At 71.7% G+C, this 15,199-nt stretch carries 16 protein-coding genes; 9 read left to right on the top strand and 7 right to left on the bottom strand.

Going from position 1 to position 15,199, the window contains the following annotated elements; all coding sequences use genetic code 11:
* Positions 1–10 precede the first annotated feature (10 nt).
* The gene (locus HHL10_RS17995) at positions 11–691 is read right to left on the bottom strand and encodes a DUF2076 domain-containing protein (protein ID WP_169161776.1); all 681 of its coding nucleotides are present in this window, start codon (positions 689–691) and stop codon (positions 11–13) included.
* 208 nt (positions 692–899) lie between these two features.
* Here HHL10_RS17995 and HHL10_RS17990 point away from each other — a divergent pair, with 208 nt between their 5' ends.
* Genes HHL10_RS17990 through HHL10_RS17965 form a run of 6 tightly spaced genes read left to right on the top strand, consistent with a single transcriptional unit; the run spans position 900 to position 7,013 of the window.
* The gene (locus HHL10_RS17990) at positions 900–1,787 is read left to right on the top strand and encodes an STAS domain-containing protein (RefSeq protein WP_169161775.1); all 888 of its coding nucleotides are present in this window, start codon (positions 900–902) and stop codon (positions 1,785–1,787) included.
* Positions 1,788–1,791: 4 nt separating this feature from the next.
* Positions 1,792–2,199 carry an STAS domain-containing protein gene (locus tag HHL10_RS17985; protein ID WP_169161774.1) on the top strand — a complete coding sequence of 136 codons (408 nt, stop codon included), beginning with the start codon at positions 1,792–1,794 and terminating at the stop codon, positions 2,197–2,199.
* On the top strand, positions 2,192–2,581 hold the full coding sequence (locus HHL10_RS17980) for an anti-sigma regulatory factor (protein WP_169161773.1): 390 nt from the start codon (positions 2,192–2,194) through the stop codon (positions 2,579–2,581). The genes HHL10_RS17985 and HHL10_RS17980 overlap by 8 nt, the downstream gene beginning before the upstream one ends.
* 21 nt (positions 2,582–2,602) lie before the next feature.
* A complete protein-coding gene (locus HHL10_RS17975) occupies positions 2,603–3,604 on the top strand; it encodes a SpoIIE family protein phosphatase (RefSeq protein ID WP_169161772.1) in 1,002 nt (333 codons plus the stop codon).
* Positions 3,601–5,358, top strand: coding sequence for an ATP-binding protein (locus HHL10_RS17970; RefSeq protein ID WP_169161771.1), 1,758 nt, complete (start codon positions 3,601–3,603; stop codon positions 5,356–5,358). The genes HHL10_RS17975 and HHL10_RS17970 overlap by 4 nt, the downstream gene beginning before the upstream one ends.
* Complete coding sequence (locus tag HHL10_RS17965) at positions 5,355–7,013, top strand: response regulator (RefSeq protein WP_169161770.1); 1,659 nt, start codon at positions 5,355–5,357, stop codon at positions 7,011–7,013. Before HHL10_RS17970 ends, HHL10_RS17965 begins: the two co-directional genes overlap by 4 nt.
* Before the next feature lie 15 nt (positions 7,014–7,028).
* On the opposite strand, the gene HHL10_RS17960 is transcribed toward HHL10_RS17965, so the two are convergent.
* The gene (locus tag HHL10_RS17960) at positions 7,029–7,448 is read right to left on the bottom strand and encodes a hypothetical protein (RefSeq protein WP_169161769.1); all 420 of its coding nucleotides are present in this window, start codon (positions 7,446–7,448) and stop codon (positions 7,029–7,031) included.
* 133 nt (positions 7,449–7,581) lie between these two features.
* On the opposite strand from HHL10_RS17960, the gene HHL10_RS17955 reads away from it, so the two are divergent.
* Positions 7,582–7,794 carry a DUF3079 domain-containing protein gene (locus HHL10_RS17955; protein WP_169161768.1) on the top strand — a complete coding sequence of 71 codons (213 nt, stop codon included), beginning with the start codon at positions 7,582–7,584 and terminating at the stop codon, positions 7,792–7,794.
* Between the two features lie 18 nt (positions 7,795–7,812).
* On the opposite strand, the gene HHL10_RS17950 is transcribed toward HHL10_RS17955, so the two are convergent.
* The 3 genes from HHL10_RS17950 to HHL10_RS17940 all read right to left on the bottom strand — a co-directional run bounded on the left by HHL10_RS17950 (position 7,813) and on the right by HHL10_RS17940 (position 10,005).
* Positions 7,813–8,406 carry an O-methyltransferase gene (locus HHL10_RS17950; protein ID WP_169161767.1) on the bottom strand — a complete coding sequence of 198 codons (594 nt, stop codon included), beginning with the start codon at positions 8,404–8,406 and terminating at the stop codon, positions 7,813–7,815.
* Between the two features lie 10 nt (positions 8,407–8,416).
* Positions 8,417–9,055: a glutathione S-transferase family protein gene (locus tag HHL10_RS17945; RefSeq protein WP_375138962.1), complete on the bottom strand. Its 639-nt coding sequence runs from the start codon at positions 9,053–9,055 to the stop codon at positions 8,417–8,419.
* A 128-nt stretch (positions 9,056–9,183) separates the two neighbouring features.
* The gene (locus tag HHL10_RS17940; protein ID WP_310734624.1) at positions 9,184–10,005 is read right to left on the bottom strand and encodes a M48 family metallopeptidase; all 822 of its coding nucleotides are present in this window, start codon (positions 10,003–10,005) and stop codon (positions 9,184–9,186) included.
* A 236-nt stretch (positions 10,006–10,241) separates the two neighbouring features.
* Between HHL10_RS17940 and HHL10_RS17935 the strand changes: the two genes are divergently transcribed.
* Positions 10,242–10,886, top strand: a complete 645-nt coding sequence (locus HHL10_RS17935) for a hypothetical protein (RefSeq protein ID WP_169161765.1) — start codon at positions 10,242–10,244, stop codon at positions 10,884–10,886.
* Between the two features lie 64 nt (positions 10,887–10,950).
* Here the strand turns inward: HHL10_RS17935 and HHL10_RS17930 are convergent, their stop codons facing one another.
* Both HHL10_RS17930 and HHL10_RS17925 read right to left on the bottom strand, forming a co-directional pair.
* Positions 10,951–13,644: a bifunctional acetate--CoA ligase family protein/GNAT family N-acetyltransferase gene (locus HHL10_RS17930; protein ID WP_169161764.1), complete on the bottom strand. Its 2,694-nt coding sequence runs from the start codon at positions 13,642–13,644 to the stop codon at positions 10,951–10,953.
* 49 nt (positions 13,645–13,693) lie between these two features.
* Positions 13,694–14,620 (bottom strand): histone deacetylase family protein, encoded by a 927-nt coding sequence (locus tag HHL10_RS17925; protein WP_169161763.1) that lies wholly within the window; start codon positions 14,618–14,620, stop codon positions 13,694–13,696.
* Between the two features lie 188 nt (positions 14,621–14,808).
* On the opposite strand from HHL10_RS17925, the gene HHL10_RS17920 reads away from it, so the two are divergent.
* Positions 14,809–15,192 carry a hypothetical protein gene (locus HHL10_RS17920; RefSeq protein WP_169161762.1) on the top strand — a complete coding sequence of 128 codons (384 nt, stop codon included), beginning with the start codon at positions 14,809–14,811 and terminating at the stop codon, positions 15,190–15,192.
* Positions 15,193–15,199: the final 7 nt, after the last annotated feature.

The following is a 15,199-nucleotide window of genomic DNA, read 5'->3' as shown; positions in this document are numbered from 1 at the left end:
GGCGGCGGCATCACGCCCAGTCATCCCCGTTGTCGTCGAACTCCCCACCGTCGCCCAGCATGTCGCCGCTGAACGGGTCGCCACCGCCGGCGAGTGGGTCGTTGGCCGGGTCTACGAACTCGTTGCCGCTGAGCGCGTCCAGCGGCGCCTGCATGTCGCCCGACAGCAGCCCCTGGCCACCGGCGTTGGGGTGGTCGTGGTCATGGAACAGCGCGTCCAGGCCGTGGAACAGCAGGCTGCCGCCCAGCACGCCCGCGCCCACCGCCGCGGCGTTGCGCAGGAAACCGCCGCCGGCCGCCGGCGCCTGGCCCGCCATCGCACCCGGGCCGTAGCCGGGAGCCGGTCCGTAGCCCGGGGGATAGCCGGGGTTGGCGGCGGCGGGCACGCCGCGCTGCATGCCGCCGCTCAGGCGCGACAGGACCCGTCCCACGGGCCCGGAGGGCGCCGGCGCGTAACCCTGCTGCGCGGCAGGCTGGCCCTGGCCGCGGCGCAGCTGCTCCAGCTCGGCCTGCGCCTGCTCCAGGGCCAGCTCCAGGCCCAGCGCGCGCTGCATCAGCAGGTAGGGCGCGTCGGGCCGTACCTTCATCAGGGCGGCCAGTTCCAGTGCGGCGTCCTCGTCCTGCGGCATCTCGGGGGCGCGGGCCAGGCGCGTGACCAGGCGTGCGACCCGAAGCTTTTCCTCTGCGTTCATGAAGCGGTCTCCTGTGGCTGTCGCAGCCGGCGCCGCCGGAGAGCGGCAAGCGATGCAAATCCGACGCGATCGAGTCTGGAGAGCAACCCTTAGGCCGGCCTGAATCCGCACCCGGGCGCCGCGCCCCGGCACCGCGCGCTCCCCCCCGGCGGGGGAGCCGGGGCATCGCCTATGATGACCCCTCAACCCCCGAGGGAGCGATTTACAGATGACACAGACCGGAACGCAGGTCACTTCCACGCTGCTCAACGCCCACGAGGCCGAGGTGCTGCAGCAGTGGATGCAGCGGCTCAAGGAGGACGGCGCGCTGCACAGTGGCCGCATCCGCGAAGGCGAGCTCCAGACCCAGTGCAGCCAGTTCCTGCGCCTGCTGCGCGACGCGCTCAACGGCGGCACCACGGACATCGAGGCGCCTGGCTTCGCTCCCGTGCGCGACCTGCTGGCCGACATCTCGGCCTCGCGCGCCACGCAGGGCTTCAGCCCGCGCGAGACGACGCTCTTCATCTTCTCGCTCAAGCAGCCGCTGTTCGACGTGTTCTCGCGCCACGCCGGCACCGACCAGACCACCACGCTGCAGGCCAACTGGAGCATCGGGCTGCTGCTGGACCGGCTGGGCCTCTACGCCATGGAGGCCTACCAGCGCACGCGCGAGGAGCTGATCGTGCGCCAGCAACAGGAGATCGCCGAGCTGTCCACGCCCGTGATCAAGCTCTGGGACGGCATCCTGGCGCTGCCGCTCATCGGCACGCTCGACAGCCAGCGCACGCAGGTGGTGATGGAGAACCTGCTGGAGTCCATCGTCCAGCAGAGCGCGGGCATCGCCATCATCGACATCACCGGCGTGCCCACCGTGGACACGCTCACCGCGCAGCACCTGCTCAAGACCGTGGCCGCGGCGCGGCTCATGGGCGCGGACTGCATCATCAGCGGCATCCGCCCGCAGATCGCCCAGACCATGGTGCACCTGGGCGTGGAGCTGGACGTCATCTCCAAGGCCACGCTGGCCGACGCCTTCGCGCTGGCGTTGGCGCGCAACGGGCGCGCCGTCACCAAACGCCGTACCGACGCGGGGGCGTCCCACGGGCAGCAGGGCTGAGCGCATGGACCGCATTCCCATCTTGAAGCTCGGTGACGTGCTGCTGGTCACCATCCAGGTGGACATGCACGACGAGCTGGCCTCCGCGCTGGAGGAGGACCTGACCCAGCGCATCGTGGCCGTGGGCGCGCGCGGCGTGCTCATCGACATCTCGGCGCTGGAGATCGTGGACAGCTTCATGGGCCGCATGCTCGACAACATCGCCGCGGTGTCGCGCATCCTCGACGCGGACACGGTGGTGGTGGGCATGCGCCCGGCGGTGGCCATCACGCTGGTGGAGCTGGGCCTGTCGCTGCACGGCGTCAAGACCGCGCTGGACGTGGACAAGGGCCTGGCGCTGATCGCGAACTCCGCGCGCCACGCCTGGCGCCTGGCCGCCGCGGACGACGAGGACGGCGCCTACGGTGAGTGAGCGCCTCGACATCCGGAGCTCCGAAGACGTGGTGCGGGTCCGCCAGAAGGTCCGGGCGCTGGCCGTGGAGGCCGGGCTGAGCCTGGTGGACCAGACCAAGATCGTCACCGCCGCCAGCGAGCTCGCGCGCAACACGCTGGACTACGGCGGCGGCGGCGAGGTGGACATCGAGCTGGTCACCTTCCCGCGCCGCGGCGTGCGCATGACCTTCAGCGACCAGGGCCCGGGCATCCCCGACATCGCCGCGGCGCTGCGCGACGGCTTCACCAGCGGCAACGGCCTGGGCCTGGGCCTGGGCGGCGCCAAGCGGCTGTCCAGCGAGTTCAGCATCGACTCCACGCCCGGCCAGGGCACGCGCGTGACCATCGCGCGCTTCAAGTAAGCAGTAACCATCGGGGCGCGCATGTTCGAGGTGCTCATCAACGATTCGAGCGCCGTGGCCGAGGCCCGGCGCCGCGCCGTGGCGCTGGCCGTGGCGCAGGGCTTCGACGAGGTGCGGGCCGGGCAGCTGGCCATCGCCGCCACGGAGCTGGGTACCAATCTCCTCAAGCACGGCGGCGGCGGCCGGCTGCTGGTGGGCCATGGCCCGGGCTGCCTGGCGCTGCTGGCGCTGGACCGCGGCCCGGGCATGGCCGACGTCGGCGCCTGCCTGGCCGACGGTTTCTCGTCGGCCGGCACCGCGGGCAACGGGTTGGGAGCCGTGCGCCGGCTGGCGCAGCGCTTTCACGTCGCCTCCTGGCCCGGGCGCGGCACGGCGGTGTTCGCCTGCTTCGTGCGCTCGGGGTCGCCGGAGGAGGTCGGCAGAGGCACCCATGACGACACGCTGGCCGGGCTCAGCGTCCCCAAGCCCGGCGAGCAGGCCTGCGGCGACGGCTGGGCCGCGCATGACGACGCCGACGGCCGCCGCACCGTCTTCATGGTGGACGGCCTGGGCCATGGCACCGAGGCGGCGGTGGCGGCCAACGAGGCGCTGGCGCAGTTCCAGCGCAGCCGCCATGAGCCGCCGACGCAGATCCTGCACGCGGTGCACCAGGCGCTGCGCCACACGCGCGGCGGCGCGGTGGCGGTGGCGCGCATCGACCCGGCCAGCGCCACGGTGGCCTTCGCCGGGCTGGGCAACATCGCCGCCACGGTGCTGGTGCACGGCGCGCAGGCGCGGCGCATGGTCTCGCACAACGGCACGGCCGGGCACAACGCGCGCAAGATCCAGGCCTTCGACTACCCCTGCGGCCACGACGGGCTGCTGGTGATGCACTCCGACGGCATCGGCACGGGCTGGGCGCTGGACGCCTACCCGGGGCTGCCGCGCATGCACCCGATGCTGGTGGCGGGCGTGCTGTACCGCGACTTCGTGCGCGGGCGCGACGACGCCACCGTGGTGGTGGCGCGCACGGGGCGGCCATGAACCGCGTGCTGGTGCGCATGCCGCTGGCCGGCGCGGCCGACGTGGTGGCGGCACGCCAGGCCGCGCACCGCGTGGCCGAGCGCCTGGGGCTGGACCGCCAGGCGCAGACGCGCATCGCCACGGCGGTGTCGGAGATCGCGCGCAACGCCGTCGCGCATGCCGGCGGCGGCGAGGTGGAATTCGCGGCCGATGCCCCGGCGCAGCCGCAGCACCTGTGCGTCAGCGTCAGCGACCGCGGCGGCGGCATTGCCGAGCTCGACGCCATGCTGTCCGGCCAGAAGAGCTTCCCGCCCGGGCGCGGCACCGGGCTGCTCAGCGCGCGGCGCCTGGTGGACCGCTTCGAGATCGACTCCACGCCGGCCGGCACCACCGTGCGGCTGGCGCAGCGCATCCCGCGCGCGGCCACGGCGCGGCTGACGGCGCCGGCGCTGCAGGCCGTGGGCGCCGGGCTCGGCGGCACGCAGGCCGACCCGCTGGCGGTGCTGCACGAGCAGGACCGCGAGCTGATCCAGAGCCTGACCGACCTGCAGGAGCGCCAGGCCGAGGCCGCGCGCCTGAACCGCGAGCTGGAGGAAACCAACCGCGGCGTGGTCGCGCTCTATTCCGAGCTGGACCAGAAGGCCGAGCAGCTGCGCAGCGCCAGCGACATGAAGTCGCGCTTCCTCTCGCACATGAGCCACGAGTTCCGCACGCCGCTGAACTCGATCCTGGCGCTGTCGCGGCTGCTGGCCGACGGCGTGGACGGCGAGCTCAACCGCGAGCAGCAGCGCCAGGTGGAGTACATCCGCCGCTCGGCGCAGGGGCTGCTGGACATGGTCAACGACCTGCTGGACCTGGCCAAGGTCGAGGCCGGCAAGCTCGACATCCGGCCCACCACCTTCACGGTGCAGGAGCTGTTCGCCGGGCTGCGCGGCTCGCTCAAGCCGCTGCTGGTCAACCCGGCGGTGGACCTGCTCTTCGACGACCCCGCCGGGCTGCCCGAAGTGCGCGCCGACGAGCAGAAGCTGGCGCAGGTGCTGCGCAACCTCATCTCCAACGCACTGAAATTCACGCAGCAGGGCCATGTGCGCGTGGGCGCGCGCCACGACACGGCGGCCGGGCGCATCGTTTTCACCGTGGAGGACACGGGCATCGGCATTGCCCCCGAGCACCTGGACACCATCTTCGAGGAGTTCGAGCAGGTGCAGGGCGCGCTGCAGCGCGGCGGCACGGGGCTGGGGCTGCCGCTGTCGCGGCGGCTGGCACAGCTCATGGGCGGCGACGTGACGGTGCGCAGCACGCCGGGCGCGGGCTCGACCTTCGAGCTGTTCCTGCCCGTGCGCTACGGGAGCTTCGCGGCGCCGCCGGCGCAGGCGGAGGGCGCGATGGAGGATGCGCCGCAGCTGGTGGTGATCGACGACGAGGAGGCCTTTCGCTACGTCATCCGCCACATCGCGCAGGACGCGGGCTTGCGCGTGCTGGAGGCCGCCGACGGCGAGGCCGGGCTGGCGCTGGTGCGCGACAGCCGCCCCGACCTGGTGATCCTGGACCTGCACATGCCGCGCCTGGACGGCTTCGCGGTGCTGCGCGCGCTGGCGGCCGACGCGGCGCTGCGCGCCACGCCCGTGGTGGTGTGCACCTCGCAGGCGCTGACGCTGGAGCACAAGCGCGCGCTGGCCGCGGCCTACGCCATCGTGCCCAAGCACGACGTGTCGCGCGACGGGCTCACCGCGCTCATCAACAACGTGGTCAACGAACGCCGAGGGTTCGCATGAACGGCACCGCGACAACAACCATCCTCAACGTCGACGACACCGAGGCGGCGCGCTACGCCAAGAGCCGCACGCTGCGCCATGCCGGCTTCGAAGTGGTGGACGCGGTTTCGGGCCGCGACGCGCTGGCGCAGATGGAGGCGCTGCGCCCGGCGCTGGTGCTGCTGGACGTGCGGCTGCCCGATATCAGCGGCATCGAGGTGTGCAAGGAGATCAAGCGGCGCTGGCCCACGACCATGGTGCTGCAGACCTCGGCCACCTTCACCAGCGCCGCCGACCGCACGCGCGGGCTCGAAGGCGGCGCCGACGCCTACCTGATCCAGCCCATCGACCCCGACGAGCTGGTGGCCGCGGTGCGGGCGCTGCTGCGGCTGCATGCCGCCGAGAGCAGCACGCGCGCGCTCAACGAGAGCCTGGAGCGGCGCATCGAGGAACGCACCCGCGCGCTGCACCAGTCCAACATCCGGCTCATCGAGCAGATCGCGCAGCGCGAGCGTGCCGAGGCGGTGCTGGTGCAGTCGCAGAAGATGGAGGCCATCGGCCAGCTCACCGGCTCGATGGCGCACGACTTCAACAACATCCTGGCCTCGATGGTGGGCTACATCCACCTGGTGCAGCGCATGGCCGGCGACGCCAAGCTCAGCGCGCTGCTGGACAAGGCGCTGGCCGCGGCCGAGCGCGGCAAGCAGCTCACGCTGCGGCTGCTGGCCTTCTCGCGCAGCAACGACCTCGTCACTGGCCCCACCGACGTGCGCGCGCTGCTGCAGGGCATGCGCGACTGGCTGCAGCAGGCGGTGGAGAGCGCCATCACGCTGGAGCTGGACGTGCCGGCCGAGGGCGAGCTGGTGGCGCTCACCGACGCCAACCAGCTGGAGCTGGCCATGCTCAACCTGGTGCTCAATGCCCGCGACGCCATGCCGCAGGGCGGGCGCATCCGCATCGAGGCCGCGGCGCAGGAGCTGGCGCAGGTCGAGGGCGAACTGGGTGCCGGCGCCTACGTCGTCATCACCGTGGCCGACACCGGTACCGGCATGGCGCCGGAGGTGGCGGCCAAGGCCTTCGACCCCTTCTTCACCACCAAGCCCGTGGGCCGCGGCACGGGTTTGGGGCTGGCGCAGGTGGCCAACGTGGCGCGGCTGTCGCGCGGCGGCGCGCGCATCGACAGCGAGCCGGGGCGGGGCACGCGGGTGGCGCTGTGGCTGGCCGCGGGCAGCGGCGCGGCCACGGCGCCGGCGCCCGCGCGCGCGCTGCCCGAAGACCTGGCCGGGCGCGGCGAGCGCGTGCTGGTGATCGACGACGAGGCCGACATCCGCCGCACCATGGGCGAGCTGCTGCGCGGCAACGGCTACGAGGTGCTGAGCGCGGCCGACGGCGGCGCGGCGCTGTCGGCCTACGCCGACTTCCTGCCGCAGATGGTGCTGCTGGACCTGGGGCTGCCGGGCTTGAGCGGCATCGAGGTGGCGCGCCGGCTGCGCCAGATCGACCCGAAGCTGCCCATCGTCTTCGTCAGCGGCCACGCCGACCGCGAGCTGTTGTGGACCGCCGTGCCCGGCGCGCGGCTGCTGCGCAAGCCCTTCCAGAGCGAGGAGCTGTATGCGGAGGTGCGGCGCGGGCTGGACGAGAAGGACGGCGAGGCGCCCGGCGCGCAAACGGACTGAGGCCGGCGCACGGGCCTAACTTTCCAGCTTCAAGCCCTGGTCCTGCGCCCACTCCAGCAGCGCCAGCTCGAACTCCCGTGCCTCGTATGCGTGCCAGGCGTCGAGGTGGTTGTGCCGGCGCAGCAGCTCCTTGAAGCGGGCATGGCCGTCGGGCTGCTCCAGCAGCCCGCCCACCGCTGCGGTCTCCTCGGGCAGGTACTTGCGGACGTAGCGCAGGGCCAGCTCTCGCGCCGGGGCCAGCGCGTCGCGGTCGGGCACGGGCAGGTACCTGGCTTCGTCGAGCAGGTCCGGCGGCAGCTCCTGGCTGGTTTCACCAGGCTCCGCGGTGAGGAGCACCCGGCCGTCGCCGCGCGCGATCCAGGCGCCGTGCTCGCCCGGACCGGCGGCGTTGACCCAGGCGGCGGCTTCGAGCAGGGTGGAGAGCGGGACGTTCATGGGCAGGGCGTGCGGGCTGGACTGAGCCTTCTCCAGCAACACCGGTGCCTTGGCCGCATTGCGGCTTGAACCAGTTCAAGGCGCCGGTGCGGGGTGCGGCGTCCAATGGCCGGCGAGCTCCGGAGGTTTCGCGATGAGCAAGAAATTCCCGATCCATCCCGCCCAGCCGCAGCGCCTGTGCTGGGGCTGCGACCGTTACTGCCCGGCCGAGGCCATGGCCTGCGGTAACGGCTCCGTGCGCACGCCGCACCCGGCGGAGCTGTTCGGCGAGGACTGGGCCGAGTGGGGACTGGACGCGGCGGCGGCCGAGCCGCAGGACGCCGCGCCAGCGGAGGCCGGGACCTGAATCCCGGCCCGCGGCGCCTCAGGCCGCCGTGCCCTTCACCGCCAGCAACTCGCCGTTGCCCACCGGCACCAGGCTGGTGGTGAACAGCGTGTCCTCGCGCAGCAGCGCGGCAAACGGCGCCATCTCCTGGGCGTGCGAGACGGCGTTGTCCACCACCAGCAGCCCGCCCGGGCGCAGCACGCGGCGCAGCTCGGCCCACCAGCCCACGTACTCGCCGCGCTCGGAGTCCAGGAACACCAGGTCGAAGGCCGCGTCGGCCGTGCGCCGCAGCAGCGCGCCGGCGTCGTCCCGCACCAGCGTGATGACATCGCTGAGCCCGGCGCGCTCGAAGTTGCGCGCGGCCAGCTCGGCCTTGTAGGGCGCGTACTCCACGGTGGTGACCCGGCCGCCCGTGGCCCGCGCCGCCTCGGCCAGCCACAGCGTGGAGTAGCCGTTGGAGGTGCCGATCTCCAGCACCCGGCGCGCCGCCATGGCGCGCACCAGCACCGACAGCAGCTCGCCCGTGTCGCGCGTGATGTTGAGCATGCGCCGCGGGCGCTCGGCGACCGCGCGGTCGTTGTCCGCGCCGAAGCGCTCCAGCTCCGCCTTCAGGGCTTCCAGGTTGTGACCCATGCGCTTTCCTTCAGCCGGGCAACTGCACCGCGGCCTCGCCATGCGGCGCGGCCCGGAACGCCGGCAGCGCTTCGCACCGCGCCGACAGCGCCGCCAGGGCCGGATGCGCCTCCACCGGCACCAGCCCCGGCAGCGCGCGCTGCGTGAAGTGCCAGAACACGGCGGCGCTGAGCAGCGGCTGCGTCAGCGTGGCGGCGTCCACGTCCAGCGGCTGGCGCGCGAGCTCGGCCTCCAGCTCGGCATAGGCGGCGCGCACTTGGCCCTCGATGCGCTCGATCCAGGGGGCGTACTGCTTCTCGGGCGGGCGCAGGTTGCGCTCGTAGAACAGGGCCACGGTCTTGTCGGCCGCGGCCAGCGCCAGGCCCAGGCAGCGCAGCGCCTGCTGGTAGGCCATCGGCTCCGGCGGCATGAGGCTGCGCGGGCGGGCCAGGCGCTCGGCATAGTCCAGGATCAGCGTCGAGTCCATGAGCACGATGCCGTCCTCGCTCACCAGCGTGGGCACGCGCACCACCGGGTTCAGGCGCGAGAACTCGTCGAACTGGCGCAGCACCGACAGCGGCCGGTGCTCGAAGCGCAGCCCCAGCAGCTGCAGCGATACCGCCACGCGGCGGACATAGGGCGAATCCAGCATGCCCACGAGTTTCAACATGGGGCCTCCTTGCGTTGTGATGACGGGGCGGCCAGTGTGGCATCGCCGCACCGGCCTGCCGCGCGGGCCCGATGCGCCGGCAACGAAGGGAAGCCCTCCGGGGAGCACGACGCTGGCGTGCCAGGCCGTCAGCGCCGCCTCGTCCCGGCCGCGCGCGCCTCGTACAGCGGCAGCACCTTGGGCACGTTGGCTTCGAGCTGCCGGATTCGGTTGGCCGAATTGGGGTGGGTGCTGAAGAACTGCACCGGCTCCTGCCCGCCGGAGAGGCGCTGCATCTTGCGCCAGACCTGCGGCGCCTGGCGCGGGTCGTAGCCGGCGCGGGCCATCAGCTCCAGGCCCATCACGTCGGCTTCGAGCTCCATGTCGCGCGAGAAGGGCAGGTGCAGGAACAGCTGGGCCCCGGCCCCGGCCAGCGCCCCGGCGACGCCGGCGTTCTCGCCGGCCGTGGCGGCGATGCCCTGGACCACGGCGCCGGAGAGCGTCTGCTGCGACAGCTGCTCGCGCGAGTGCTCGCGCAGCGCATGGGCGATCTCGTGGCCCATCACCGCGGCCAGCTCGTCATCCGTGAGCTGCAGCTTGCGCACCAGCCCGGTGAAGACGCCGATCTTGCCGCCCGGGGCGCAGAAGGCATTGACCTCGTCCGAGTCGAAGACGTTGATCTCCCAGGCCCACTGCGCGGCGTCGGGCCGGAACACGGGCGCTTCCTTGATAAGCCGGAAGCCGATGTCGCGCACGCGGCGGGTCAGCACCGGGTCGTTGTTGAGCTTGCCCTTGCCGCTCGCGGCGGAGGAGAGCTGCCTGAAGCCCTGCGCCGCTTCGGCATTGACGGTTTCGGCCGGGACCACCAGCAGCTGCTGGCGCTGGATGCCCACGGCGCCGGGGGCGGTGCTGGTGGCGCAGGCGGCGAGCAGGGCGGGGAAGGCGATGGTGAGGGCAAGGCGGGTCAGCACAGGGTGAGCCATGGCGGTGGGGCCGGGACGGCCGGTGATGCGGCGACGAGAAGCGCAGCGTGGCGCAGGCCGCGGGATCGGGCAATGGACCTTGGTCGGGAGGAGGATTTGGCCGGAAAAGAGGCATCCGCCGGGGCTGGCGCGGCACTCTGTCGCAGAAGTAGCAGCCTCCACACAGGCGACCCGGGTGCCCGGTGCGAGATTGGACACCCTTGCCTGCACGCAGGAGCCTTGCCATGCGACGCGCTCTCTTCGCCCTGACCCTGGTTGCCACGGCTTCGATGACGATGCCCAGCGGCGCGGCGGTCGTCGTGGATCGCTCACCGGCCGGGCCTTATTACGGTGCCTGGCAGAACATGGCCGATGCCCAGAATTTCCTGCTCCGGTTCGAGCTGTCGCGAGATACCCGGATCACGGGCTTCGATATTTTCCTGCTACCGCCCGGTGGAGAAGTGGGCACCCCGGTGGTGGTGAAAATCCGTGAGAACGCCGGCAACAGCGCGGCGCAGAACAATATTTATGAATTCGACGACGCCATCGACCGGGCCACTCCACTGCAGGGGCCGGAACCCCAGCGAATGTCCCACGTGTCGTTCCAGGGCATTTTGCTGAATGCGGGCGTTTACTGGTTCGGGGTGTCCGGCCGGGACGAGGATATTGGTTGGTCCACCTTCGACCAGGGCGTGCAATCGCCCGCAGGCCAATTGCAGTTGCAGGGCAACGCCATCCAACTGGTGCCGGAGGTCTATTCCTTCGCTTACCGTATTCACGGCACCGTGGCCCAGGTTCCGGAGCCGGGTGCGGTGTGGACGGGGATTTTGGGGTTGGTATGGCTCGGTGCGGCACGGCATCGCCATGAAAAAACCCGGGCTCGGCAATGAGACCGGGTTGGCGTGGGGATATTGCCGCGGCGGTGGCCGGCTGTGAAACCGGCCCCGGTCGGCGTCACAACACGTGCGTCACCAGCTTGAAATCGGGATCTTCCTCGAAGGATTTCACGGTGAATCCCAGGCTGCGCATGAGTTTCAGCATGTTGGGATTGTTGGCCAGCACCAGGCCGTCGATTTCGGCCAGGCCCTTGTCGCGCGCGACTTCCATGATGCTTTCCATCAGCCGCGAGCCGATGCCCTTGCCGGCGAAATCGTCGGCCACCAGCAGCGAGAACTCGCAGCTCGACTGGTCCGGATTCGTGATGTAGCGCGACACGCCGATCACGCGCTCGGTTTCCACCAGATCGCCGTCGGTATTGGCGCTGCGCTGTTTGACCACCGCCACCAGCGCCATTTCGCGGTCGTAGTCGATCATGGTCAGCCGCGCCAGCATCGAGGGCGGCAACTCCGTGATCGACGACACGAAGCGGAAATACCGGCTCTCGGCCGAAAGGCTGTGCATCAGGTCCTGCAGCTTCTGGGCGTCGTCCGGGCGGATCGGGCGCACCAGGTACTCGCCGCCGCCGCGCAGCGGCCAGACCTGCTCGTAGCGCGCCGGGTAGGGCGAGATGCACAGGTGCGGGTAGGAGTTGCCGCGCCCGCCGCTGGCCGGCGCGGGCGCGTTGTCGATGACGATGCGCGCATCCACCGCCACCGCGCCGCTGGCGTCCACGATGATCGGGTTGATGTCCATCTCGCGCAGCTGCGGCAGCGCGCACACCATCTCCGACACGCGCAGCAGCACCTGCTCCAGCGCGTCAAAGTCCACGGCCTCGGCGCCATGCCACTCGCCCAGCGTTTCGGCCACGCGCGAGCGCTCGATGAGCCGGCGCGCCAGGAAGCGGTTGAGCGGGGGCAGCTCCATGGCGCGGTCGTTGATCAGCTCGATCATCGTGCCGCCGCCGCCGAAGACGACGACGCGGCCGAAGGGCTCCTCGGTGAGCAGGCCCACGTGGATCTCGCGCCCGCGCCGCGCGCGCGCCATCTTCTGCACCGTCACGCCGTTGATGCGCGCATCGGGCTGCAGCCGCTTCACGCGCTCAACCATGTCGTTGTAGGTGTCGCGCGCGGCGGTGGCGGTCATGATGTTCAGCGCCACGCCGTGCACGTCCGACTTGTGCGTGATGTCGGGCGAGTCGATCTTGAGCGCCACCGGGAAGCCCATCTGCGTGGCGATCATCATGGCCTCGTGCGCGCTGCGGGCCAGCACCGTCTCGGTCACGCCAATGTGGAAGGCCGACAGCAGCGTCTTGCTTTCCATCTCCGTGAGCACCTTGCGCCGCTCGGCCAGCACGCTCTCGATCACCAGCCGCGCCCCTTCGATGTCGGGCTTGGCGAGGGACGACAGCGGCGCCGGCGTCTGCTGCAGCAGCATCTGGTTCTGGTAGAAGCTGGCGATGTTGCCGAAGGCGCCCACCGCCGCCTCGGGCGTGCGGAAGCTCGGGATCGAGGCCTCGCCCAGCAGCGCGCGCGCGCCGATCACCGAGGCCTCGCCCATCCAGCACGCCAGCAGCGGCTTGGCCATGTGGCGCTTGTGCTCCACCAGCACCTTGGCCACCTCCTCGGGACTGGTACCGGCCTTGGGCGAGAAGATGACCAGCACGCCGTCGATCTCGCGCTCCTTGTCCGCGGCCTGCAGCGCGGCCTGGAAGTGCGCCGGGCCCGCCGTCTCGCCCAGGTCGATGAGGTCGCTCAGCGAGGCCTGCGGCTGCAGCTGCGGCGCCAGCGCCGCGCGCGCGGCCGTGGACAGCCGCCCCAGCTCCAGCCCGATCTCGCTGATCCAGTCCGCCGCCAGCACGCCGGGCCCGCCGCCGTTGGTGACGATGGCCAGCCGCTTGCCCACCGGGCGGTAGCGCGAGGCCAGGCACTTGGCCGCGGAGAACAGCTCTACGAAGGAGCGCACGCGCACCGCACCGGCGCGGCGCAGCGCGGCGTCGAACACGGCGTCGCTGCCCACGATGGTGCTGCTGTGCGTCTGCGCCGCCTCGCTGCCCGCGGGCTTGCGCCCAGACTTGAGCACCACCACCGGCTTGGCGTTGGCCGCGGTGCGCAGCGCGCTCATGAAGCGGCGCGCGTCGGTGACGCCTTCCAGGTACACCACGATGCTGTGCGTCTGCGCGTCGTTGGCCAGGAAGTCCAGCACCTCGGCGATGCCCAGCGCGGTGTGCGGGCCCAGCGACACCACGGTGGAGAAGCCCACGCCGTTGCGGTCGGCCCAGTCCAGCATCGAGGTGGTCAGCGAGCCCGACTGCGACACCAGCGCCAGCGAGCCCGGGCGCGCCAGCGCGCCGATGGCGCTGGCGTTGAGCTGCTGCAGCGGGCGCTGGAAGCCCAGCGCGTTCGGGCCCATCAGCCGCACGCCGTCGCGCCGCGCGATGCGGCGCAGCTCCGAGGCCGTGGCGGCGTCGATGCCGTTGGACAGCACCAGCGCCGCGCGGCAGCGCATGCGCCCGGCCACCTCCAGCGCCGCGGCGGCGTCGGCCGCGGGCAGGGCGATGACGGCCAGGTCGGCGCGCACCTGTGCCAGGTCCGACAGCGTGGCGCTGCCGTGGATGTCCAGGTACTTCAGCTCGCCCTTGAAGGGCTGCGCGCTCAGGGCCGCGTGCAGCGCGCGGCCATGCTCGGTCCAAGTGTCGGGGGCCTCGGGGTCGCCGACGAAGGCGATGATCGAGCGCGGGGCGAAGAGCGGGGTGAGATAGTGCTTGTCCATGAGGCTGTGGGGCCGGGCGGGGGTACGGCGAAGCCCGGCGCGGGTCGGGTCAGTCGGCGCCGATGAGCACCTTCACGTGCGCGGTAGCGCTGCGCGCCAGGGGGCTGAGCACGTAGCCGCCCTCCAGGCATGAGATGACGCGGCCCTGGCAGTGGCGCTGGGCCACGGCCACGAGTTGCTGCGTCACCCATTCGTAGTCGGCTTCGACCAGGGCCAGGTTGCCCATGTCGTCCTCGCGGTGCGCGTCGAAGCCGGCGGAGATGTAGATGAGCTCGGGCTTGAACTCGTCGAGCGCGGGAATCCAGTGCCGCGTCACGGCCTCGCGGAATTCCTTGCCGCCCGAGCGCGTGGGCAGCCCGACGTTGACCATCGTGGTGGTGTGGCCCGTCTCCTCGGGAAAGGGGTAGAGGCCGCGCTCGTAGATCGAGCACATCAGCACGCGGTCGTCGTCCTTGAAGATGTTTTCGCTGCCGTTGCCGTGGTGCACGTCGAAGTCGATGAGCGCCACGCGCTGGAGGCCGTGCACGTCCAGCGCATGGCGGATGCCCACGGCCACGTTGTTGAAGAAGCAGAAGCCCATCGCCGCGTCGTGCTCGGCATGGTGGCCGGGCGGGCGCACCGCGCAGAACGCCGACGACACCTTGCCGCCCAGCACCAGGTCCGTGGCCTGCACCGCCGCGCCCGCGGCGCGGCGCGCGGCCTGCAGCGTGTGCGGGTTCATGCTGGTGTCGGGGTCCACGGGGTGGTAGCCCTCGCTGGGTGCGTTGTCCACGATCCCGCGCACGTGCAGCGCCGAGTGCGCGCGGCACAGCTGCTCGTCGGTGGCCAGCGGCGCGTCGTAGGGCAGCATGTAGTCCAGCAGGCCCTTGATCAGCAGCTGGTCCTGGATCGCTCCCAGGCGCTCCGGGCATTCGGGGTGGCCGGGTCCCATTTCGTGGCGTGTGCAGTCGGGGTGGGTGATGTAGGCGGCGAGCAACGAAGTCTCCTGGATGACAGCCTCTGGGGGCCGTGATTTGTTGGCACCGCACACAGTCTGCGCCGCGAAGGTGTGCATCCACCTGACAAGGCGCAAGCCGCCGGGCCCGGCAACGGCCGCCCGGCCGGCGCGGGAAGGCCGCTTGCCGCGGCGATACTCGCGCCCCCGCATGACACCGGATTCCGCCCATGACCGACCTGCCCAAGCTCAGCCCCGCCGACGTGGCGCGCATCGCCGGCGAGCAACCCGAAGCCTGCGCGCGCTGCGCGCCGCTGGCCTTCAAGGGCTGGGAATCCTTCCCGGGCTCGGAGAGCGACGCGGGGCTGGAGCCGGTGGGCACGCTGTGGCGCGCCGGCGAGGAGGAGGAGCCCACGCTGGCCGAGCACCACCCGCAGGGCACGAACTACTGGTCGGGCGATGCGCCCATCGCGCTGGCCTACTTCCCGGCCAACCGCAGCCAGGTCTGGCGCTGCCGGCATTGCGGCCATGGCTTCCTGCGCTACACCGAGTACGGCGGCTACTACGAGGATCGGCGCATCCGCTCCCTGCAGCCGGCATTGATCGTGGAATAGCAGTGCC

The sequence above is a fragment of the Azohydromonas caseinilytica genome (assembly GCF_012927045.1).
GTDB lineage: Bacteria > Pseudomonadota > Gammaproteobacteria > Burkholderiales > Burkholderiaceae_C > Azohydromonas > Azohydromonas caseinilytica.
This window is presented reverse-complemented; position numbering and strand designations above follow the sequence as displayed.